Origin of the sequence: Microbacterium sp. 1S1, assembly GCF_008271365.1 — a bacterium.
Classification (GTDB): Bacteria; Actinomycetota; Actinomycetes; order Actinomycetales; family Microbacteriaceae; genus Microbacterium.
In genome coordinates, this window is record NZ_CP043430.1 from 1,324,328 (window position 1) to 1,346,133 (window position 21,806).

General features: G+C 71.1%; 16 protein-coding genes and 1 pseudogene. 10 read left to right on the top strand and 7 right to left on the bottom strand.

Translation table 11 applies throughout. The features are described from left to right. Window positions 1-36: 36 nt before the first annotated feature. Complete coding sequence (locus FY549_RS06535) at window positions 37-1,125, bottom strand: Rv2578c family radical SAM protein (RefSeq protein WP_149084329.1); 1,089 nt, start codon at window positions 1,123-1,125, stop codon at window positions 37-39. Window positions 1,126-1,200: 75 nt separating this feature from the next. Here FY549_RS06535 and FY549_RS06540 point away from each other — a divergent pair, with 75 nt between their 5' ends. Continuing rightward, on the top strand, window positions 1,201-2,130 hold the full coding sequence (locus FY549_RS06540) for a M15 family metallopeptidase (protein WP_149084330.1): 930 nt from the start codon (window positions 1,201-1,203) through the stop codon (window positions 2,128-2,130). 164 nt (window positions 2,131-2,294) lie between these two features. Continuing rightward, entirely contained in the window at window positions 2,295-3,458 is a 1,164-nt protein-coding gene (locus FY549_RS06545; RefSeq protein WP_149084331.1) for an acyl-CoA dehydrogenase family protein, read from the top strand. 108 nt (window positions 3,459-3,566) lie between these two features. Here the strand turns inward: FY549_RS06545 and FY549_RS06550 are convergent, their stop codons facing one another. The 4 genes from FY549_RS06550 to FY549_RS06565 all read right to left on the bottom strand — a co-directional run bounded on the left by FY549_RS06550 (window position 3,567) and on the right by FY549_RS06565 (window position 7,561). After that, the gene (locus FY549_RS06550) at window positions 3,567-4,442 is read right to left on the bottom strand and encodes a siderophore-interacting protein (protein ID WP_149084332.1); all 876 of its coding nucleotides are present in this window, start codon (window positions 4,440-4,442) and stop codon (window positions 3,567-3,569) included. 10 nt (window positions 4,443-4,452) lie between these two features. Further along, a complete protein-coding gene (locus FY549_RS06555) occupies window positions 4,453-5,265 on the bottom strand; it encodes an energy-coupling factor transporter transmembrane component T family protein (RefSeq protein WP_149086019.1) in 813 nt (270 codons plus the stop codon). Between the two features lie 2 nt (window positions 5,266-5,267). Continuing rightward, a complete protein-coding gene (locus FY549_RS06560; protein ID WP_149084333.1) occupies window positions 5,268-6,935 on the bottom strand; it encodes an ABC transporter ATP-binding protein in 1,668 nt (555 codons plus the stop codon). An 80-nt stretch (window positions 6,936-7,015) separates the two neighbouring features. Next, the gene (locus FY549_RS06565) at window positions 7,016-7,561 is read right to left on the bottom strand and encodes an ECF transporter S component (protein ID WP_149084334.1); all 546 of its coding nucleotides are present in this window, start codon (window positions 7,559-7,561) and stop codon (window positions 7,016-7,018) included. 176 nt (window positions 7,562-7,737) lie between these two features. Between FY549_RS06565 and FY549_RS06570 the strand changes: the two genes are divergently transcribed. The 7 genes and pseudogenes from FY549_RS06570 to FY549_RS06600 all read left to right on the top strand — a co-directional run bounded on the left by FY549_RS06570 (window position 7,738) and on the right by FY549_RS06600 (window position 17,550). Further along, on the top strand, window positions 7,738-10,953 hold the full coding sequence (locus tag FY549_RS06570; RefSeq protein WP_187614940.1) for a S8 family serine peptidase: 3,216 nt from the start codon (window positions 7,738-7,740) through the stop codon (window positions 10,951-10,953). 220 nt (window positions 10,954-11,173) lie between these two features. Then, window positions 11,174-13,459: a carbon starvation CstA family protein gene (locus FY549_RS06575; RefSeq protein WP_149084336.1), complete on the top strand. Its 2,286-nt coding sequence runs from the start codon at window positions 11,174-11,176 to the stop codon at window positions 13,457-13,459. Between the two features lie 13 nt (window positions 13,460-13,472). Next, window positions 13,473-13,706: a YbdD/YjiX family protein gene (locus FY549_RS06580; protein WP_259614084.1), complete on the top strand. Its 234-nt coding sequence runs from the start codon at window positions 13,473-13,475 to the stop codon at window positions 13,704-13,706. A 110-nt stretch (window positions 13,707-13,816) separates the two neighbouring features. After that, window positions 13,817-14,998: a sensor histidine kinase gene (locus tag FY549_RS06585; RefSeq protein WP_149084337.1), complete on the top strand. Its 1,182-nt coding sequence runs from the start codon at window positions 13,817-13,819 to the stop codon at window positions 14,996-14,998. 8 nt (window positions 14,999-15,006) lie between these two features. Beyond that, window positions 15,007-15,717, top strand: a pseudogene (locus tag FY549_RS16480) (LytR/AlgR family response regulator transcription factor); the annotation flags it as partial. Window positions 15,718-15,721: 4 nt separating this feature from the next. Beyond that, window positions 15,722-16,096, top strand: a complete 375-nt coding sequence (locus tag FY549_RS06595; protein ID WP_149086020.1) for a DUF4212 domain-containing protein — start codon at window positions 15,722-15,724, stop codon at window positions 16,094-16,096. Further along, complete coding sequence (locus FY549_RS06600; RefSeq protein ID WP_149086021.1) at window positions 16,093-17,550, top strand: cation acetate symporter; 1,458 nt, start codon at window positions 16,093-16,095, stop codon at window positions 17,548-17,550. Before FY549_RS06595 ends, FY549_RS06600 begins: the two co-directional genes overlap by 4 nt. An 811-nt stretch (window positions 17,551-18,361) precedes the next feature. Here the strand turns inward: FY549_RS06600 and FY549_RS06610 are convergent. Then, the gene (locus tag FY549_RS06610; RefSeq protein ID WP_149084338.1) at window positions 18,362-19,279 is read right to left on the bottom strand and encodes a pirin family protein; all 918 of its coding nucleotides are present in this window, start codon (window positions 19,277-19,279) and stop codon (window positions 18,362-18,364) included. Next, complete coding sequence (locus FY549_RS06615) at window positions 19,276-19,644, bottom strand: GNAT family N-acetyltransferase (protein WP_149084339.1); 369 nt, start codon at window positions 19,642-19,644, stop codon at window positions 19,276-19,278. Before FY549_RS06615 ends, FY549_RS06610 begins: the two co-directional genes overlap by 4 nt. Window positions 19,645-19,749: 105 nt before the next feature. Between FY549_RS06615 and recQ the strand changes: the two genes are divergently transcribed. Continuing rightward, window positions 19,750-21,771 carry a DNA helicase RecQ gene (gene recQ, locus FY549_RS06620; RefSeq protein ID WP_374114487.1) on the top strand — a complete coding sequence of 674 codons (2,022 nt, stop codon included), beginning with the start codon at window positions 19,750-19,752 and terminating at the stop codon, window positions 21,769-21,771. Window positions 21,772-21,806 lie beyond the last annotated feature (35 nt).

Sequence of the window (21,806 nt, forward strand, 5' to 3'; positions counted from 1 at the left end):
GAGCCTACGCGGCGCGGAGACCTCGCGCCGACCGGGTCAGAACAGCATCGGCTGCGTCGGGGCGGTGGCGCGCCCGCTTGGGGTGAACATCACCGTACCGCCCACCGGCGGCCCCGCCTGGACATGGCCCTGTCCCGGACGGAAACCGCGCCGCGGATAGTCGTCCTCGTGGCGGCCGTCGAGTCCGTGCATGCGGATCAGGGGACGAGCCCGTTTGGCCAGCCACTGCCGATACGGTTTCGGGGCCTCGACGGACGCCCCGGGGTACAGGCCGCGGTACGACGAGACGAGATCGGGACGGTTCTCACCGAGCCACTGGAAGAACCACGGCTTGACGCCAGGACGCAGATGCAGCGCGCCGTAGATCACGCTCCGTGCCCCGGCGGCCTTGATGCGGCGCAGGGCGTCGTCGATCGCGGCGAGAGAGTCGGTCAGGTGCGGCATGATCGGCATGAGGAACACCGTGACGGGGAACCCGGCATCGGCGAGGGCCCGCACGGTGTCGAGGCGGGCCTGCGTGGTCGGGGCCCCCGGTTCGATCGCCTTCTGCAGCGCATCGTCGTACATCGCGATCGACATCTGCACGTCGACCGGGACGCGCTGCGCCGCCTTCCTCAGCAGAGGGATGTCGCGGCGGATCAGCGTGCCCTTCGTGAGGATCGACATCGGCGTTCCCGACGCGGCCAGGGCCTCGATGATCCCCGGCATGAGGGCGTAGCGCCCCTCGGCCCTCTGGTACGGGTCGGTGTTGGTGCCGAGGGCGACCGTCTCGTGCTGCCAGCTCCCGCGGCGCAGCTCCCGCTCCAGCACCTCGACGACGTTGACCTTGACGACGATCTGCGAGTCGAAGTCGGCGCCGCCGTCGAGATCGAGGTACTCGTGCGTGCCTCGGGCGAAGCAGTACGTGCAGGCGTGAGAGCAGCCGCGATAGGGGTTGATCGTCCAGGCGAAGGGCATGCGGGAGGCGCCGGGGACGTGGTTCAGGGCGGACTTCGACAGCACCTCGTGGAACGTCATACCGGAGAACTCCGGTGTGGTCACCGTGCGGAGGACACTGGATCGATTCTCGAGGCCCGGCAGTGCCGCCTCGTCGCCGTCCGCGAGCTTCTGTCCCTGCCACCGCATGGTGCCATTCGAACAAAGAAACGAAACAATGTCAAGCGAGTATGGCATCAATGTTCGAATGGAAGAATGGAGCGCATGCCCTCCTCGCCGCACGCTCAGCATGCGGCGCCGCGCTCCCCGATCTTCGGCCCCGCCCTCCCGGTCGGGCTGGCGGTGACCGCGCTCGGCATGGTGCTGTCTCTCACCGGTGCGGCCGCGTCGCCGGCCGCTCCCGAAGAGCTGCCGCGCCCCGCCGCCGTCCTGCAGGTGCCGTCGGTCGAGAACGCCGCGACGCCCGCGGCCGACCCGTGTGCCGATCCCGCGGTGCAGAGCGCGATCGAGGCGGGAGACGACGCGGCCACCATCGCGGCGTTCGGCGGCGGGCTGCCCTTCCGCGACGCGGTTGTTGCGGGGAACGCGCCCTGTGTCTCCCTCAGCGATCCTGCCCGGATCTGGGTCGTGGTGAACAAGGGGCGTCCCCTCGACCCCGCCGCCTACGAGCCCGCGGGACTGAGCCAGGTACCGTTGCAGATGACGACGCCCTCCGGTCGCGTCCGTGCGGAAGTCGCCGACGCGGCCGGGCGCATGGCCGAAGCCGCCGTGACCGCGGGGGTCGGGCGCATCGGGGCGAACAACGGCTACCGCTCCTACGGTTTGCAGGTCGCGACCTACGATGCGCACGTGCGGGATCAGGGGCAGGCCGACGCGGATGCCGGCTCGGCGCGACCGGGGCACAGCGAGCATCAGACCGGGCTCGCCCTCGACGTCGTGGCGTGTGATGGAGGCTGTGGGGGCCTCGACGGGTTCGGCGCCACACGGCAGAGCGACTGGGTGGCCGCGCACGCCTGGGAATACGGATTCATCGTGCGCTACGAGGAGGGCGGCACCCCCGTGACCGGGTACGCCCCGGAGCCCTGGCACCTGCGCTACGTCGGCACGGAGCTGGCGGCGGCGTATCACGAGGGCGGCTATCGCACCCTCGAGGAGTTCTTCGGGCTGCCCGCGGCGCCCGACTACGGTCACTGAGCGGCGGCGTCCGGAGGAGTGAGAAGCCGCCTCTGAGGCATTCCACAAACGCGGTACCCAGTGTCACCGTCGATGGGATGCATTCTCACAATCGCGTGTCCTGCCCCGTCTTTCCGCCGTAGACTCGCCGGAGCAAAGACGCACGACACGTTCGGGAGGACGGCATGGAACGCGACATCTACGAAGAGGATCACGAGGCATTCCGCGACCTCGTCAAGGATTTCGTCAAGCGCCACGTCACGCACGCGGCGATCGAGAAGTGGGACGCCGCCGGAGAGGTGGACCGCGCGACGATGCGCGCCGCGGGTGAGGCGGGCATCATCGGGCTTTCCGTGCCCGAGGAGTTCGGCGGCGCCGGGATGCTCCAGGACTACCGCTTCCGCGCGATCGTCAACGAAGAGGTCATCGCTGCCGGAGCGGGCTCGCTCGCCGGGGCCTTCGGCATCCAGGACGACCTGGCCGTGCCGTACCTCGTGCACATGGGTACCCAGGAGCAGAAGGAGAAGTGGCTGCCTCGCATGGCCACGGGCGAGGTCGTCGGCGCGCTCGCCATGACCGAGCCCGGCGCCGGGTCCGACCTCCGCGGCATCAAGACCACTGCGAAGAAGGTCGACGGCGGCTACCTCGTCAACGGTGCCAAGACCTTCATCTCGTCGGGCGCGACCGCCGACCTCGTCGTGACCTTCGTCAAGACCGGCGAGGGCAACCGGCCCGACGCGTTCAGCCTCGTCCTCATCGAGAAGGGCATGGAGGGGTTCGACAACGGCAAGAAGCTGTCGAAGATGGGCTTCCACGGCCACGACACCGCCGAGCTGTCCTTCAGCGACGTGTTCGTGCCCGAGGAGAACCTCATCGGCGGCGTCGAGGGCAAGGGCTTCATCCAGCTCATGATGAACCTCCCGCTCGAGCGCCTCTCGATCGGCGTGGCCGGAGCCGCCGCGGCACAGGCTGCGCTCGACTGGACGGTCGCGTACACGAAGGACCGCGAGGCCTTCGGCGAGCGCATCATCGACTTCCAGAACAGTCGCTTCACCATCGCCGACATGTCCGCCACGGTCGACGCGCTGTGGGCCTTCATCGACCGCGCGCTCCTCGCGTACAAGGACGGCAAGCTCTCGGCCGAGGAAGCCGCGAAGGTCAAGTTCTGGGCCACGGAGCGCGAGTGGGAGGTGCTCGACGCCGGGGTCCAGTTGCATGGCGGCTATGGCTACATCACCGAGTACCCCATCGCCCGGGCCTTCCTCGACGCCCGCGTGCACCGCATCTACGGCGGCACGAACGAGATCATGCGGGAGATCGTCGGACGGCAGATCGCCGGCAAGCGCTGACGTCAGGCCCGGTCCCTGGGCATAACTCCGGAGAATCCCGATGACACGCCGGGGCGGTCCCGTCCGCCCCGGCGTGTCGTGCCGTGACTCCGGAGTTGTGCCCGTGGATTACGGGAGGGGTGCCGCGGCGGCCTCGCGGGCGGCCCTGGAGGCGGGGGAGGCGGCGCCGATCTTCCAGTACCCGCAGAAGCTCACGGCGTTCTTGTCGACCCCGCGCTCGCCGACGAGCTGCTTGCGGGCGCCGGAGGCCAGCGCCTGCTCCCCGGCCGCATAGGCGTGGAACGGAGCGTCCGGGAGTGCCGTCCTGCCCAGGGCGTCAAGTGCAAGGGCACCGGGCGGGATCTCCCCCGGCCGCACGATCCAGACCACCTCGAGCCCGGGCGGGTGCGGGAACTCCAGGGCATCCTCCGCTGAAGGGACCTCGATGATCGCCGTCCCCGCGGCGTCGGCCGGCAGGGAGGCGCTGATCGACGCGATCGCGGGGAGGGCGGTCTCGTCGCCGACCAGCATCACTCGGTCGGTGCCGCGCTCGGGGTTGAAGGTCAGGCCCTCGTCGATGATGAGGACGTGCTCGCCGGGGGAGCAGGTCTCCGCCCACCGCGAGGCCGGACCGGCGGTGCCGTCGGCCGCCGAGCCGTGCAGGACGAAGTCGACGTCGAGCTCGGCGTGAGTTTCGGACGTGGCCGGGCGGTAGGCGCGCACGGTGTAGTTGCGCATCACGGGGCGCTCGCCGTCGGGGATGCGGAGGAACTTCAGGTATCCGAACATCCGGTTCGCCTTGGCGGGCACCCGCTCCAGCCCCGCCTCACCCCCGATCGGCAGGAACAGCCGGAACCACTGGTCGAAGCCCATCGGGCGGAAGCGGTCGATCTCACCGCCGCCCAGGGTCACCCGCATCCAGTGCGGGGCGAGCCGTTCGGTGCGGAGCACGGTGAGGTGCAGGAGCTCGGGCGTCTCCGGCTTGACCATCTTGCTGAATGCCATGGGTCACCTTTCAGGGGAGCTGCCAGGGGAAGAAGAGGAGGAAGAGCGCGGCCGACACCGCGAGCATGGCCACGGTGAACACGGTGTCCCGCGTCCGGAACGGCACGAGATGCCGCTCGGTCCGCGTCGGATGCGCGCCGAACGCGCGGGAGTCCATCGCGAGGGCCACGCGCTCCGCATGCCGGATGGCACCGGCGAGCAGCGGCACGATGTACCCCCAGCCGCGAGCGATGCGGGCGAGAGGCCCGCGGCCGCCGTGGTAACCGCGCACGCGGTGCGCAGCCCGGATCACGCTCAGCTCGTAGCCGAAGCGCGGCACGAAGCGGAAGGCCGCCAGGGCCGTGTAGCCGATGCGGTACGGCACGCGCAGCTGCTGCACGCTCGCCCGGACCAGGTCGGACCCACTGGTCGTGAGACCTCCGACGAGGGCGAGCGCGACGATCGAGCCCAGCCGCAGCGCCGTGGCGAACCCGATGAGGAGCGCGCCGCTGTACAGGGTCCAGTCGCCGATCGTGAGGAGGGGTGCGGTGTCGTCGACCAGGGCAGCGTCGACCCAGAGGGCGAAACCGACGCCGATCGCCACCATCGCCCCGGGCAGGCCGAGCAGCAGCAGCGCGAGGAGCCGCCCCGTCACCCGCGCGCCCACGAGGAGGAGCACGTACGCGAGCACGAGGAACGCGGCCGGCGCCGCCAGGTCCCGCACGAAGACGAGGAGCAGCATCGCGGGGGCGAAGCCGGCGACCTTCGCGAGAGGGTTGAGCCCGTACAGGAACTGGCGCCGTGAGGTGGCCGTCAGCGGCGCGTACGGGTCGAGTGTGGTCATCGTCACGGGGCCGCCTCCCATCCGGCCTCCGCGAGCACGCGCTGCAGGGCCGGGACGCGCAACCCGGCGGAGGGGAGGATCACGGGGTCCGCGAAGAGCGCGGCCGTCGGGCCGGCGGCGCGCACCCGCCCCTCGGCCAGGACGACTGTGTCGCTGGCGTGCTCGGCGACGAGCTGCAGGTCGTGGGTGACGATGACGACGGTCGTGCCATCGGCGCGAAGACTCGCCAGCAGGTCGAGGAGTTCGGCGGCCCTGGCGCGGTCCTGGCCGAACGTGGGCTCGTCGAGGGCGAGCACCGCGGGACGCGTGATGAGGGCGGTTCCCACCGAGAGCCGTCGCTTCTCGCCACCGGAGAGGAGGAACGGGTGCACGCCGGCCTTGTGCGCCAGGCCGAACCGGTCGAGCATCTCCGCCACGCGGGTGGCCACCTCGGCGTCGGGCACATGGCGCAGCCGGAGTCCGTGGGCGAGTTCGTCGAACACCGTGGCGGCGATGAACTGGTGCTCCGGGTTCTGGAACACGAAGCCGATGCGCGCCGCGAGGTCACGAGGGGAGGCGGTGCCCGGGTCGATGCCGTCGACGGAGACCCGTCCCTTCGGTGGCGGGACGACCCCCGCCAGCGCCTGGATCAGCGTGGTCTTTCCCGCGCCGTTGGCCCCGACGATCGCGGTGAGACTCCCGGCGGCGATGTCGAGGTCGACCCCGTGCAGGATCTCAGTGCGACGCCGCGCGACGGTGAGGCCCCGTGCCCGGATAATCGGCCCCCGATCGGCGGAGCGGGATGCCACGTCGGGCCTCCCCGCCGCGCGGGCAGGGCCTGGAGGCAGGGCGGCGGCCAGTGCCTCGGGCGTCAGCGGCAGCGGCTCGAGGACGATGCCCCGGTCGCGGAGGCGGAGCGCGGCGAGTGTCGCGGCAGGCAGCCAGACCCCCATGGCGACGAGCTCGTCCGCGTGCTCGCGGATGGTGTCCGCAGCCGGACCGTCGAAGACCACCCGGCCCTCGCGGTCGAGCACGATGGTGCGCGTGACGAAGCGCATCGCGGCATCGAGATTGTGCTCGACGAGGAGGATGGCGCGGTCTCCTGCCGCCACGACGTCGGTCAGCGCCGCGTAGACGTCGTCGATCCCCTGCGGATCGAGGTTGGCGGTCGGCTCGTCCAGCACGATGAGCGGAGAGCCCATCGCGAGCGCGCAGGCGATGGCGAGGCGCTGTCGGCCGCCGCCGGACAGGTGATCGGGGTTGTCGTCGCGGCGCTCCCACAGGCCGACGCGGTGCAGCGCGTCCTCGACACGGGTGCGCACGATGTCGAGCGGGAGCAGGAGGTTCTCGGGCCCGAAGGCGACCTCGTCGTACACGGTGCCGGTGACGATCTGGGCGTCCGGATCCTGGAACACCATGGCGACGTGCGTGCTGAGCGTCGCGGTGTGCGCCGTCGCCGTGTCGATGCCGCCGGCCTCGACGGTGCCGGACATGGTGGCGGGGAGCGCGTGCGGGATGAGGCCGTTGAGGGCCAGGGTGAGCGTCGACTTCCCGGAGCCGGAGGGTCCGAGCAACAGGACGACCTCGCCGGGATGGATGTCGAAGGTCACGTCACGCGGGGACGGGTGCGCCGCGTCCGCGTGGGTGAGAGTCAGCTCTCGCACGCGGAGGAGGGGTGCGGATGGGCGCACGGCACGTTCCTGGTTCGACGGTGGGTGTGCCTCTAACTTAGCTGAGCCTTACCTGTGCTGCCAGAACGGTCCGTGCGCGATCAGCGGCGGGCGACGCCGGCGGTGCGCAGCGAGGAGCCGACGGCGAGGCCGATCGCCGTCCAGACCACAGGGCCGAGCACCGAGATCGCCAGGTACAGCAGCTGGGCCCACAGGGGCATCACCGCGAGGTTCGCGGCGAAGAACACCGCGACCGCCACGACGACGCCGATCACGACGGCCGACGCGAAGAAGCGCCAGGCACCCCAGGAGCGGTAGCGGGTGAGCGCGGCGACGCCCTCCTGGATGAGCCCGAACAGCAGTGCCGTGCCGATGAACCGCAGCGACCACGCCGGGTTGAAGGCGCTCGCGATGAGGGCGGCGAACACGTGCGTGATGAGCGCCACGAAGGGCAGCCGCAGCACCTCCTGCGCGATGATGCCCGGCAGCACGTGCGAGCCCAGCACGAGGCCGTAGAGGAACAGCAGCGGACTGGCGAGAAGCAGAGGGGTGACCCAGCCGGCGATGCCGCCGAGGATGCCCGTCGCCACGCCGATCGCTGCGCAGATCAGCAGCACTCTGGTCGACAGGACGGAAGTTCGGGCCACGTCTCCAGCCTACTGGCGACATTCGGAGACCCGGCCGCCGTCCACCCTGACCGATCGGCGTGAGCGGACTCGACCATCGTTCAGTTCTCGATCCTGCGCGGAGAAGCGGGGCTATGGTGAGCCGCGGTGCGGCAACGACGCCGCATCGGGATCATCGGGATCATCAGGAGCGAGATATGGGTCGAACACCCCTTCGGATCGCAGCAGCCACCACCCTGGCCACGCTGTTCATCGCATCGACGGCCAGCGCGGGCTTCGCAGCGACCGGGGAGGTGACGCACCCGGTTCCGGTCGCCGGCACGCCAGGACACTACATCGTGGTCATGAAGGCCGACCCGCTCGCCAGCTACGAAGGGGACATCAAGGGGCTCAAGGCGACGAAGCCCGCCGAGGGCGAGCAGCTCGAGACGCAGTCGCAGGACTCGCAGCGCTACGTCAAGCACCTCAAGTCCGAGCAGAAGAGCCTCATCAACGACGTCGGCGTCACACCGGACACGACCTACCAGGTCGTGCTCAACGGCTTCAGCGCCGACCTCTCCGGCGAACAGGTGGACCAGCTCCGTGCCTCGAAGGATGTCCTCGGTGTGTACCCCGATGAGATCCGGCACCCCGATGCGCAGACCTCCACGGACTACCTCGGCCTCGGCGACGACCGCAAGGGCCGCGGCGGAGTGTGGCAGCAGACGGGAGGCGTGAAGAAGGCCGGTGAGGGCGTCGTGGTCGGCGTCATCGACACCGGCATCGCTCCCGAGCACCCGTCGTTCGAGGGCAAGAAGCTCAAGCAGCAGAAGAAGCAGAAGAGCCGGCACAAGGGCTCGGAGCCCTACACCGACGGCACCTACGTGTACTTCGACAAGTCAGACGGCGGACAGTTCCGTGGCGCGATGGTCGAGGGCCAGGACTGGGACGAGCGCGACTACTCGTCGAAGCTCATCGGCGGACAGTACTTCTTCGCGGGAGCTCAGGCCGCCGGCTTCGACTTCCAACACGACTATCTCTCCCCGCGCGACGGCGACGGCCACGGCTCCCACACGGCGAGCACCGCGGCGGGCAACTTCGGCGTGGAGGCCGGGATCGAGGGCGTCGACTTCGGAACGATCTCGGGCGTCGCACCCGGGGCGAAGGTCGCCGCGTACAAGGCCTGCTATGTCGGGCCGGACACGAGCGTGACCACGGATGACATCTGCGCGCTCAGCGACCTCGTCGCCGCGATCGACCAGGCCGTCGCCGACGGCGTCGACGTGATCAACTACTCGATCGGGGGCGGGGCCGCGAGCACCGTGATGGCGCCGGAAGACCTCGCGTTCCTCAGCGCCGCGGCCGCCGGTGTCTTCGTCGCGACCAGCGCCGGCAACGACGGACCGGATCCGGTCACCGCCGACCACGCCTCGCCGTGGTACACGACGGTCGCCGCCTCCACCATCCCGACGTGGGAAGGCACTGTGCAGTTCGACGGCTTCGAGCAGGCCGGCGCTTCGGTGACCGTGCCCTTCGGGGAGAGCGTCTCCGGGCCCTCCATCGCCGCGCTGGATGCCGCGGCAGCCGGGGCGGTGGACGCGCAGCTGTGCTTGCCGGGCACCCTCGACCCGGCGAAGGTCTCCGGGCACATCGTCGTCTGCGATCGCGGCGGCAACGCCCGCGCCGAGAAGTCCCAGGTCGTGAAGGACGCCGGCGGCATCGGCATGGTCCTGGTGAACGTGCCGGGTGGCGCGGACTCGCTCGACAACGACTTCCACGCGGTGCCGACCGTGCACCTGAACGCCGTGCACCGCGAGGCCGTGCTCGCCTACGTGCAGGGCGGAGTCGACCGGCCGATCACCCTCGTCGGAGAGAACACCACGGGCGTGACCACGCCGACCCCGCAGATCGCGGGCTTCTCGAGCCGCGGGCCGATGCTGGCCGACGGGAGCGATGTGTTGAAGCCGGATGTCGCGGCGCCGGGCGTCGCGATCCTCGCCGCCACGCACAACGCCCCGGGCGAGGAGCCGACCTTCGGCATCCTCTCCGGGACGTCGATGGCCTCCCCGCACATCGCGGGCCTGGGTGCGCTGTACCTCGGCGAGCACCCGAGGGCCACCCCGGCGGAGATCCGGTCGGCCATGATGACCACCGCGTACGACACCGTGCTCCCCGACGGTTCGAAGAACACGAACCCGTTCGAGCAGGGCGCCGGACAGGTCGATGCGACGCGGTTCCTGAACCCCGGTCTGCTCTACCTCAACGGCTTCAAGGACTGGGCGGCGTTCCTCGACGGGAAGGGGCTGTCGGACTTCCCCGGCATCGACCCCATCGACGGCAGCGACCTGAACCAGGCATCGATCTCGATCGGCTCCCTGGCCAGCGCGCAGACCGTCACCCGCTCGGTCACCTCGACCGAGAAGGGCGTGTTCACGGCGAAGGCCTCCGTCCCCGGCGTGAACGTCACGGTCACGCCGTCCCAGCTCTCCTTCGACAAGCCGGGGCAGACCAAGACCTTCACGGTCACGTTCGACAGCACCACCGCGCCGGTCGAGCAGTGGGCCACGGGTTCGCTCACCTGGACGAGCAAGAAGAACACGGTGCGCTCGCCGATCGCGGTGTTCCCGGTCACGGCGGATGCCCCGGCCGAGGTCACCGGCACCGGCGTCGACGGCAGCGCCTCGGTGGAGATCATCCCCGGGCTCGACGGCGACCTCGCGCTCGGTCTCTCGGGTCTCGCACCGTTCCAGCTCCTCACCGATCCGGGCAACCCCGTCGAGGGGCACTCGGGCAACGAGAACTCGGGCGACGCGAACAAGGACGTGTCCTGGATCGTCGACGTGCCGGAGGGCGCCACGCTCTCGCGGTTCGACCTCGACTCGTCCGACGACGAGGGCAGTGACCTCGACCTCACCGTCTACCGGGTCGTGGGCCCCGACGACCTGCGCTATTACGAGCGGTGGCAGTCCGCGACCGGGTCGGCCGACGAGCAGGTCACGGTCCCGACACCGACCGCGGGTACCTACCTGGTCGTGGCGAACGTGTACGCGACCACGGGACCGATGACGTGGGACATGACCTACGCCACCGTGCTTCCGGAGGGGGCGGGTTCGTTCACCGCGACGCCGAATCCGATCGCCGCGGTTCGTGGGGAGAAGGCGAGCTACGAGCTGAGCTGGACCGGTCTGGCCGCCGGCACCCGCTACCTCGGCCTCGTCCAGTACGGCGATTCGGACGTGCGCACCGTGGTGACCGTGACCGCGCCGGCCGGCGAGGCGCCGAGCCCGACGCCGGAGCCCTCGCCGACCCCGGACCCGACTCCGGACCCGTCTCCGGACCCGTCTCCGACGCCGGACCCGTCTCCGACCCCGGACCCGAGCCCGACGTCGGAACCGACCCCGGATCCGACCCCGGAGACCGACACCCCCGGGTGACCCCCGGCACGGCTGCACGACACCGGCACGGCCGCACGACGGAATCCGTCGTGCGGCCGTGCCGTCATATGCGGGTCGTGCAGCCGTGCCGACGTGTGGGGGCGTCCGTTCGTCGCACGACCGCCGCCGCTCGTCGCAGCGTCCCCCGATCCGGGCGCGACGGCGAGGCATGCTCCCTACCGTGGGGACACGCAATGATGCGTCCACCGAGGAGAACCCCATGACAGTACCTTCGTCGCGCCGCCGTGACGGCGCCGGGCTCGTCGACGACGACCCCGTCATCGAGACCGACCCGAACCTCCCACCCGTCGCCCTCTCGGCGGAGCACGAGGCGAAGAGCCGCCGCTGGACCCTCCCGAAGATCCTGCTGTGGACGGCCATCGCCCTGCTCGGCGGCGTCGCCTGGGTGATGCTCGCCATCGTGCGCGGCGAGACCGTGAACGCGATCTGGTTCGTGTTCGCCGCTGTCTGCACCTACCTCATCGGCTACCGCTTCTACTCCAAGGTCATCGAGCGGTACATCACCCGCCCCGACGACCGCCGGGCCACTCCGGCCGAGGTGAAGCAGGACGGCAAGGACTACGTCCCCACCGACCGTCGAGTGCTCTACGGCCACCACTTCGCCGCCATCGCCGGTGCCGGCCCGCTCGTCGGCCCCGTGCTCGCGGCGCAGATGGGCTATCTCCCCGGCACCATCTGGATCATCGTGGGCGTCGTGCTCGCGGGAGCCGTGCAGGACTACACCGTCCTCTTCTTCTCGATGCGCCGCGGCGGCCGCACCATCGGCCAGATGGCGCGGCAGGAACTCGGCAAGATCGGCGGTACCGCGGCGATCATCGCCTCGCTGCTCATCATGCTCATCATCGTGGCGATCCTCGCGCTCGTGGTCGTCAACGCGCTCGGCGAGAGCCCGTGGGGCGTCTTCTCCGTCGCGATGACCATCCCGATTGCCCTCTTCATGGGCGTGTACCTCCGCTATCTGCGTCCCGGCAAGGTGACCGAGGTCTCGATCATCGGGTTCGTGCTGCTCATGGCCGCGATCATCGGCGGCGGCTGGGTCGCCGGCACCGAGTGGGGTCAGGCCATCTTCCACCTCGACCGCACCACGATCGCGTGGGGCATCATCATCTACGGCTTCATCGCCGCGGTGCTGCCGGTCTGGCTGCTGCTCGCTCCCCGCGACTACCTCTCCACGTTCATGAAGATCGGCGTCATCGTGATGCTCGCCGGCGCGATCGTCCTCGTGCGCCCGGAGATCTCCGTGCCCGCGATCAGCATCTTCGGCGAGAACGGCATGGGGCCGGTGTTCGCGGGCCCGCTCTTCCCGTTCCTCTTCGTGACGATCGCGTGCGGTGCGTTGTCCGGCTTCCATGCCCTCATCGCGTCGGGCACCACGCCGAAGCTCGTGGAGAAGGAGCGGCAGACCCGGTTCATCGGCTACGGCGGCATGCTCATGGAGTCGTTCGTCGCGATCATGGCCCTCGTCGCCGCGATCTCGATCGATCAGGGCATCTACTTCGCGATGAACGCCCCCACGGCCGCGACCGGCGGCACCGTGGAGGGAGCCGTCGCCTTCGTGAACTCGCTCGGGCTGACCGGGGTGAACCTCACCCCCGACATGCTCACCGGGACGGCGGCGGCCGTCGGCGAGGAGTCGATCGTCTCCCGCACCGGCGGGGCTCCGACCCTCGCGCTCGGCCTCGCGCACATCATGCAGCAGGCCCTCGGCGGGCAGGCGCTCATGGCGTTCTGGTACCACTTCGCGATCATGTTCGAGGCGCTGTTCATCCTCACGGCGGTGGATGCCGGCACCCGAGTCGCCCGCTTCATGTTGCAGGATTCGATCGGAGCCTGGTTCCCGAAGTTCCGCGACGTCTCCTGGCGCCCCGGCGTGTGGATCTGCACGGCGATCATGGTGGCCGGCTGGGGAGCGATCCTCATCCTCGGCGTCACCGACCCGCTCGGCGGCATCAACACGTTCTTCCCGCTGTTCGGCATCGCGAACCAGCTGCTCGCGGCGATTGCGCTCGCCGTGGTGCTGGCCATCGTCGCCAAGCGCGGTCGCAGCTACGTCCGCTGGCTGTGGATCATCGCGCTGCCGCTCGCCTTCACCGCGGCCGTGACCATCACCGCGTCGCTCTACAAGATCTTCTCGCCGGTGCCGGCGATCGGATACTGGGCGAACCACTTCCGCTACCTCGAAGCCCTGAACTCCGGCGACACCGCGCTCGGCGAGCCGGAGGTGCTGCAGGCCGTCATCCGCAATACCGCGGTGCAGGGCACGCTGTCGATCATCTTCGTGGTGCTGGCGATCATCGTGATCGTCATGGCGGTCATCGCGACCGTGAAGGCGATCCGCAACGGCGGCGGCGAGAACACCGAGGACCCGGCCGTGCCGTCCCGCCGCTTCGCCCCGGCGGGGTTCCTGCCCGACGCGGAGGAGCGCGAGCTGGAGAAGCGGTGGGAGCCGATCCTCGCCGACGAGCGCGCGGCGGCACGGCACTGAGATGACCCACGCGATGGATCGGACGGATGCCGCGACCTCCCCGCTGCGGGCGCTGTGGAGCGCCCTCGGCCGGGTCGGCCGCGGCATCCGCTGGTACATGACGACGCTGATGGGCGACACCGCGTACGCCACGTACGTCGCCCATCACCGTCGGCATCATCCGGACGAGGAGCCGCTGACGGAGCGGCAGTTCTGGCGTCAGCGGATGGACGACCAGGACCGCAATCCCGGTGCCCGGTGCTGCTGACCCGTCGACGGGCTCAGGACCCTTCGATCGGCTCAGAGGCCCAAGCCGGGTCGCTGAGCCCGTCGAAGCGTCGGCCGCTGGACCCGCCGTCGCGTCCCTAGGCTGAACGCATGAACGACGTCGTCCTCGCCGCGGTCCTCGGCGCGCTCGGCGGCATCGTCCTCACGGCGCTGCTGCTCCTCGCCCGACGGTTCGCGCGCGGGGCGGCGGACCTCGGCAGCGAGGCGGAACAGGGGGCGCTGCGGGCGTTGCATCAGGCGAGTCTCGCCGCGCCTCACCTCCGCGGCGGACTGACCGGCCCGGACGTGGTCACGGCGGCGCGGCACCTGCGGACTCTGCTGGGGAGCGCCGCGGTCGCCATCGTCGCCGAGGGCGACACGGTCACGCTCGACGGGGCGGCGGACGGGCTGGAATCCGCCGCCGTGCGGATCGCCGCCCAGGTGCGTCGATCGGGTCGGCGTCAAGTGTTCCCGGCGCCGTCGCGGACGGACGACCTGGAGGCCGTCGGCGCGCCCATCCTCGTCGACGGGGTCATCGTCGGGGTGGTCGTCGCCTTCGCGTCGCCCGTGCGCGCTGCACTCGTGCGGGCGGCAGAGGAGGTCGCCGACTGGTGTGCGGCACAGGTCGAGCTCGGCGGGCTCGAGGCGTCGCGCACGCAGCTCGCCGAGGCCGAGCTCCGCGCCCTGCGCGCGCAGATCTCCCCGCACTTCATCTACAACGCCCTCACGGCGATCGCCTCGTTCATCACGACCGACCCCGACCGCGCCCGCGACCTCGTGCTCGAGTTCGCCGACTTCACCCGGTACTCCTTCCGACGGCAGGGAGAGTTCACCACGCTCGCGGAGGAGCTGGGCAGCATCCACTCGTACCTCGAACTGGAGCGTGCGCGCTTCGGCCATCGCCTGAGGGTGACGCTGCAGATCGCACCGGAGACCTTGGCGACGGTCATCCCCTTCCTCTCGGTGCAGCCGCTGGTGGAGAACGCCGTGCGGCACGGCCTGGAGCCGGGGGAGGGCGGCGGCGAGATCCGCATCACCTCGCGCGACGACGGCACGCACACCGAGATCCTCGTGGAGGACGACGGCGTGGGTATGGACCCTGAGGGTCTGCGCGCTCTGCTGACGGCGCGCGACGAGGGCGGTCACGTGGGCCTGCGGAACGTCGACACCCGGCTCCGCCAGGTCTATGGGAGTGGGGGAGGGCTGGTCGTGGAGACCAACGCCGGCGCGGGTACCCTGGTGCGCATGCGAGTCCCGAAATCGCAGCCCCTCCACGATCCGGACGACGACTGAGGAGCGGCATGATCGACGTCCTCGTCGCCGATGACGAGCAGCCGGCCCTCGATGAGCTCGTGCACCTGCTGCGTGCCGACCCGCGCATCGGCGAGATCCTCACGGCGGGCAACGGCGCCGACGCCCTGCGGCAGCTCTCCGCCCGTGCGGTGCGGATCGCATTCCTCGACATCCACATGCCGGGCCTCCGCGGCACCGAGCTCGCCCGCGCGCTCCTCGCCCTCGCGGAGCCACCGGCGGTCGTCTTCGTCACCGCCGACGAGGCCCGCGCGGTCGAGGCGTTCGAGCTGCGTGCGGCCGACTACCTCCTCAAGCCGGTCCGGCGGGAGCGGTTGCGCAGCGCGGTGGACCGGGTGATCGAGCAGGACGCCGCCCCGCGCGGGGAGGACGAGGTGCTGCCGGTGACGGTCGGTGCGGCCGTGCGGTTCGTCCGACGCAGCGACGTTCGCTGGGTGCAGGCGCAGGGTGACTACGCGCGCCTGCACACCGAGGACGACGGTCCGGGCCACCTCGTGCGGATCCCCCTGTCCGAACTCGAGGCACGGTGGGCCCCCGCGGGGTTCCTGCGTATCCATCGCTCCACCCTCGTGCGGATCGACGCGGTGACCGAGGCACGGCTGTCCGGCGGGGAGCCCACGGTCGTCGTCGGCGCGCTGGTCCTGCCGGTGAGCAGGAGACTCGTCTCGGCGGTGCGGGAGGCGCTCCTGCGGGGGAGGGGCCGGGGTGAGCGAGGCACCGAAGCGGGTGCGGGTCACCGCGGACGCCCCGCCCCGCCGCTCCTCCGCCGCGACGCGGGGGATCGCTCTGCCCGGAGCGCCGGTCGCGGAAGCCGACGCCGTCTACGCGCGTGCTCTGATGCGCAGCCAGCTCCGGCTCGCGCTCGGCACCGTCGCCGGCTTCGTCGTGGTCGTCGTCGCGCTGGCGCTCGGGATCGCGCTCATCCCCGAGATCGACGACATCGTCATCGGCGGGCTGCCGCTGTCGTGGCTGCTCCAGGCCTTCGCGTTCTATCCCGTGATCCTCGTCTTCGCGGTGCTGTACGTGCGCACGGCGGTCCGCAACGAGCGGCGCTACCGTGCCCTGCGGGACAGAGAATGAACGTCGTCCTCGACCTCGTGGGCGTCGCACTGGTCGTCATCGCGACCCTCCTCATCGGGGTCTACGGGCTGCGGGTGTCGCGGACGACCAGCGACTTCTTCGTGGCATCGCGAACGGTCCGTCCGGTATGGAACGCCTCGGCGATCAGTGGTGAGTACCTCTCGGCCGGTACGTTCCTCGGCCTCTCCGGGCTGGTGCTGCTGGACGGGGCCCGCGGGTTCTGGTTCCCCATCGGGTACGCCGCGGGCTATCTGCTCGTCCTCGTCTTCGTCGCCGCGCCCCTGCGCCGCAGCGGTGCGTACACCATCCCCGACTTCGTCGAGGCCCGGCTCGGCTCGGCGACAGCGCGCCGCGTCACCAGCCTCGCGGTGCTCATCATCGGCTGGCTCTACATCGTCCCCCAGCTCCACGGCGCGGGGATCACGCTCGTCGTGGTCGCCGGACTGCCGGAGTGGGTCGGCGCCGTGACGGTCGCGGTGCTCGTGGCGGCGGCGGTCGCCGCGGGGGGCATGCGCGCCATCACCTTCGTGCAGGCGTTCCAGTACTGGCTCAAGCTCACGGCCCTCCTCGTGCCGGTGGTGTGCATCGCATTCGCGCTGGGCGGCGGTCCCCACGATTTCGATCCCGCGCTCGTCTTCCCCGTGGAGGCCGGACCGTCCGGCTTCGACGCCTACGAGACCGCGTCGCTGCTGCTCGCCCTGCTCCTCGGGACGATGGGGCTGCCTCACGTCCTGGTGCGGTTCTACACGAGCCCGACGGGGGCCTCCGCGCGGCGGACCACCGTGATCGTCATCGCCATGGTGAGCGCGTTCTATGCCGTGTCGAGCGCGATGGGGCTCCTCGCGCGGATCGCGGCCCCGGACCTCGCACGCCCCGGGCTCGCGGACACGGTGGTGCTGCAGTTGCCGTCACGGGTGTTCCCCGGGCCCGTGGGCGAGGTGCTGACAGCCCTCATCGTGGCCGGGGCCTTCGCCGCCTTCCTGGCGACCTCGGCCGGACTCGTGGTTTCGCTCGCGGGGGTCATCAGCCAGGACGTCTTCTCCGGCTCGGTGCGCTCGTTCCGCCTCTCCGCGGTGCTGTGCGCGCTCGTGCCGCTGGGCGTCGCGCTGCTCAGCGCCCCCGCGGGCCTCGTCTCGAGCGTGGGGGTGGTGTTCGTCGTGGCCGCGTCGACGCTCTCGCCCGTGGTGCTGCTGGGCGTGTGGTGGCGTGGCCTCACCGGGCGCGGGGCGGTCGCGGGCATGGTGTGCGGCGGCGTCGCGACCGGGCTCGCCCTGCTCGTGCACGCCGCGGTGGACGGCGTGGGCGTCGCGGCGCCCTACCTCGCGCAGCCCGCCGCCTGGACGATCCCGCTGGCGACCGGGGTCACGGTCGCCGTGTCGCTGCTCGACCCTCGCGGGCCCTCGCCCCGGACGGACCGCTTCCTCGCGCGCGTGCACACCCCCGACCGCGTCTGACCCTGCTTCTGCTTCCTACTCCCGCTCTCGCTCTCGCCGGGACAGGCGACCGCGCGGTAGCAGGCAGGTGAATGCCCATCGAGCCTGAGCCCGCGCGAGTGCCTGAAGAGCGGGGTCGGTGTGGCCCGGTCAGGGGGCTCCAGCGCGACGGCAGGCACTGGAGCGAGAACAGGCAGGGAGCAGGGAGGCCTCAACGGGCGGGAGCGCGTGTCGGGGCGCGGTAGCGAGTTCGCGCGGGAGGGCAGGCGGTGGCCCGAGAACAGGCAGGGAGAGTCAGGAGTGCCTGCGCTGGCGGGAGTGTCTGACCCCGCGGGAGGGCCTGACCCCGCGGGAGTGCCTGACCTTGCGGGAGTGCCTGAGCTAGCGGGAGTGCCTGACCCCGCGGGAGTGCCTGCGCTGGCGGGAGGGCCTGACCCCGCGGGAGTGCCTGACCCCGCGGGAGTGCCTGACCCCCGCGGGAGTGCCTGACCCCGCGGGAGTGCCTGACCCCGCGGGGGTGCCTGCAGTGACGCGGGTACCCGGGGCCGGGGCCAGCGGGGTCGTGTACGGGGACAGGTGATCGCGCGGGAACAGGCAGGGAGCATCAGGAGTGCCTGTGCTGGCGGGAGTGCCTGACCCCGCGGGAGTGCCTGACCGCGCGGGAGTGCCTGACCGCGCGGGAGTGCCTGCCCGCGCGGGAGGGCCTGCAGCGGCGCGAGGACCCGGGTCCGGGGCTCGCGGAGTCGTGTGCGGGGACAGGTGATCGCGCGGGAACAGGCAGAGGGCACTGGGAGTGCCTGACCCCGCGGGAGGGCCTGCAGTGGCGCGAGGGTCAGAGGGTGCGGCTGCGCGGCATGAGTCGCACCGGCGGCAGCGGGGGCGCGGGGATGCGCTGATCGTGCCCCTCGACGACGCCGAAACGGGAGGACGCGGACTCCCAGTCCTCGCGGGCGGCGGCGATCTCCTCGTGGGAGCGTCCGGCGAAGTTCCACCACATCACGACGTCGTCCTCGAAAGGCTCCCCGCCGAGGAGGAAGAGCAGCCCGCCCTCGCTGCTGGTGACCTCGACGCCGTCGCGGGAGTCGCCCAGGTAGAGCATGTCGTTCCGGGTCATGGCGTGCTCCGGTACCGCGGCGTCGCCCTCGACGAGAAGCAGCGCATGCTCCCACTCCGGCTGCAGCGGCAGGCGCACGGTGGTCCCCGCCGGGACGACGATCTCCGCCCCGACGATCGGCGTGTGCACGGTGGCGGGCGAGCGCACGCCCGCGAACTCGCCGAGCACCACGGTGGCCGTGGCGTCCGTGCCGGTCGCGGCCGGGAGCGTCGTCGTGGGCAGGTCGGTGTGCCGCTCGAAGCCGCCGTCGCCGTGGCGCGCCGAATCGGGGAGCACGACCCAGAACTGCAGCGCGTCCAGCGGCACCGGCCCGTCGCCGACGGAGTACTCCGAGTGTGAGATGCCGTTGCCGGCGGTCATGAGGTTCAGCTGGCCGCGCCGGAGGTCGGCATCGCTGCCCAACGAGTCACGGTGCCGGATCTCGCCGACGAGCGGCCAGGTCACCGTCTGCAGCCCGATGTGCGGGTGCGGCTCGACACGCATCCGGGTCTCGGCCGGGCCGAACCGGTCGAGGAAACACCATGCGCCGATCGTGGGGAGGTTGCGATGCGGCAGCACCCGCAGCACCTCCATGCCGCGTACGCCGCCGAGCGGGACCGCCCGAGGCTCGAGGACGATGCGACGCTGCCCGATCATTCCGCCCTGCCCGTGGGGTCCTCGCTCGCGCGCGTCGACTCTTCCTGCACCGGGAGGTCCTGCACCGCGCCGGGGCGCCGCGGCCAGCGGATCTCGGCACCGGGGACCTCGTGGGTCTGCAGGTACTTGGCGATGTACGGGCAGAGCGGCACGATCGCGTCGCCCGTCGAGGCGACGTCGGCCAACGCCGCCGCCGCCAGCTTCCCCGCGAGCCCCTGGCCCTGGAAGGCGGGGTCGATCTCCGTGTGCAGGAAGCGGATCGCACCGGGGCGGGTGTCGAACTCGGCGAACCCGGCCAGCACCTCATCGGAGTGGATCTCGTAGCGGGAGGCCTCGTCGTTGCGGGTCACGGTGATGTCGGTCATCGGGGGTTCCTTCCGGCGTCTGAACCAAACCTACGCCCGGGACCGGCGGTTCGGGCCTGTGGACGTGGCCGTGCCGCTGTCCGTCGGGGTGATTACGCTGGAGGAATGCCGCACACTCCCCGTGACCCGTACGAAGGATGGGTCCCCGAGCTGGGTGCGGGGTCAGAGCAGCCGTGGGACGACGGGTGGGAGCCGACCGAGCCCCCGGAGCCCATGGACTGGGAGCCGCAGGGCCCGGGCTTCGAGCCGCCGCTCGACTGGGGTCCGGGGCCAGCGACCGCCGTCGCGCCAGCCGTCCGCCGTGCCGCACCGCGCCGGTTCCCGTCGGCGCGCGAGGCGCTGCACACGGTGTTCGGCTACGACGACTTCCGCGGCGATCAGGCCGCCATCGTCGAGCAGGTCATCGGGGGCGGTGACGCCGTCGTCCTCATGCCCACGGGCGGTGGCAAGAGCATCACCTACCAGGTGCCCGCGCTCGTCCGCGAGGGCACCGGACTGGTGATCAGCCCGCTCATCGCCCTCATGCACGACCAGGTCGACGCGCTGCGCGCCAACGGTGTGAACGCCGCGTACCTCAACTCCACCCAGTCGATCGAGGAGCGCCGCGAGGTCGAGCGCGCGTACGTCGCCGGGGAGCTCGACCTCGTCTACGTCGCACCGGAGCGACTGTCGAGCGCGCAGACGACGTCCCTCCTGCAGCGCGGCACGCTCAGCGTCATCGCGATCGACGAGGCGCACTGCGTGTCGCAGTGGGGACACGACTTCCGACCCGACTACCTCGCGCTCGGCGACCTCGGCGAGCGATTCCCCGGCGTCCCGCGCATGGCCCTCACGGCCACCGCGACGCGGGCCACGCACAGGGAGCTCACGGAGCGCCTTCGTCTCGACACGGCGAAGCACTTCGTCGCGAGCTTCGACCGCCCGAACATCCAGTACCGCATCGTCCCGAAGGTCGACCCCCGCAAACAGCTCGTCCAGTTCATCCGGTCGCAGCCGGAGGGGGCGGCGGGCATCGTGTACGCGCTCAGCCGCAAGTCCGTCGAGCAGACGGCGACCTATCTGTCCGCGCAGGGTCTCGACGCCCTGCCGTATCACGCGGGGCTGCCCGCCGAGGTGCGGGCGGCGAACCAGTCGCGCTTCCTCCGCGAGGACGGCGTGGTGATGGTGGCGACCATCGCGTTCGGCATGGGCATCGACAAGCCCGACGTGCGCTTCGTCGCCCACATCGATCTGCCGAAGTCGGTCGAGGGGTACTACCAGGAGACCGGTCGCGCCGGCCGCGACGGCGAACCGTCCGTGGCGTGGATGGCCTACGGGCTCGGCGACGTCGTGCAGCAGCGCCGTCTCATCGACCAGAGCCCCGGCGACCGCACGTTCAAGATGCGGATGGGACAGCACCTCGACGCGATGCTCGCCCTCTGCGAGACCGTGGAGTGCCGGCGACAGAACCTCCTGGCGTACTTCGGACAGGACTCGCAGCCGTGCGGGAACTGCGACACCTGCCTGGATGACACGGCGACCTTCGACGGTCTCGTCCCGGCGCAGAAGCTGCTGTCCACGATCGTGCGCCTCAAGCGTGAGCGCAATCAGGCCTTCGGTGCGGGCCACCTCATCGACATCCTTCGCGGGGCATCGACCGAGCGCATCCGCCAGCAGCGGCACGATTCGCTCGCGACCTACGGCATCGGCGCCGACCTCTCCGACCAGGACTGGCGGAGCGTGGTGCGTCAGCTCCTCGCCCGGGGCATCCTCGTGGCGCAGGGCGACTACGGCACGCTGGCCCCCGGGGAGGCGGCCGCCGGCGTGCTGCGCGGCGAGACTCCGGTGCCGCTTCGGAAGGACACCATCGGGCGTTCGTCGTCGCCGGCTCGCGCGCGGAAGGCGAGTGCCGCCGACACGCTCGACGCCGGCGACCGCGAACTGTTCGAGGCGCTCCGTTCCTGGCGCGCCGAGACGGCGCGGGAGCAGGGTGTCCCGGCGTACATCGTCTTCGGCGACGCGACGCTGCGCGCTCTCGCCGAGCATCGCCCGGCCTCGCATGCCGATCTCGACGGCATCACCGGGATCGGGGCCAAGAAGCGTGAGGCCTACGGCGACGGCATCCTCGCCGTGATCGCCGCGTCCTGACGCTCTCTGCGCCGCCCCACCCCTTTCCGTGGGAG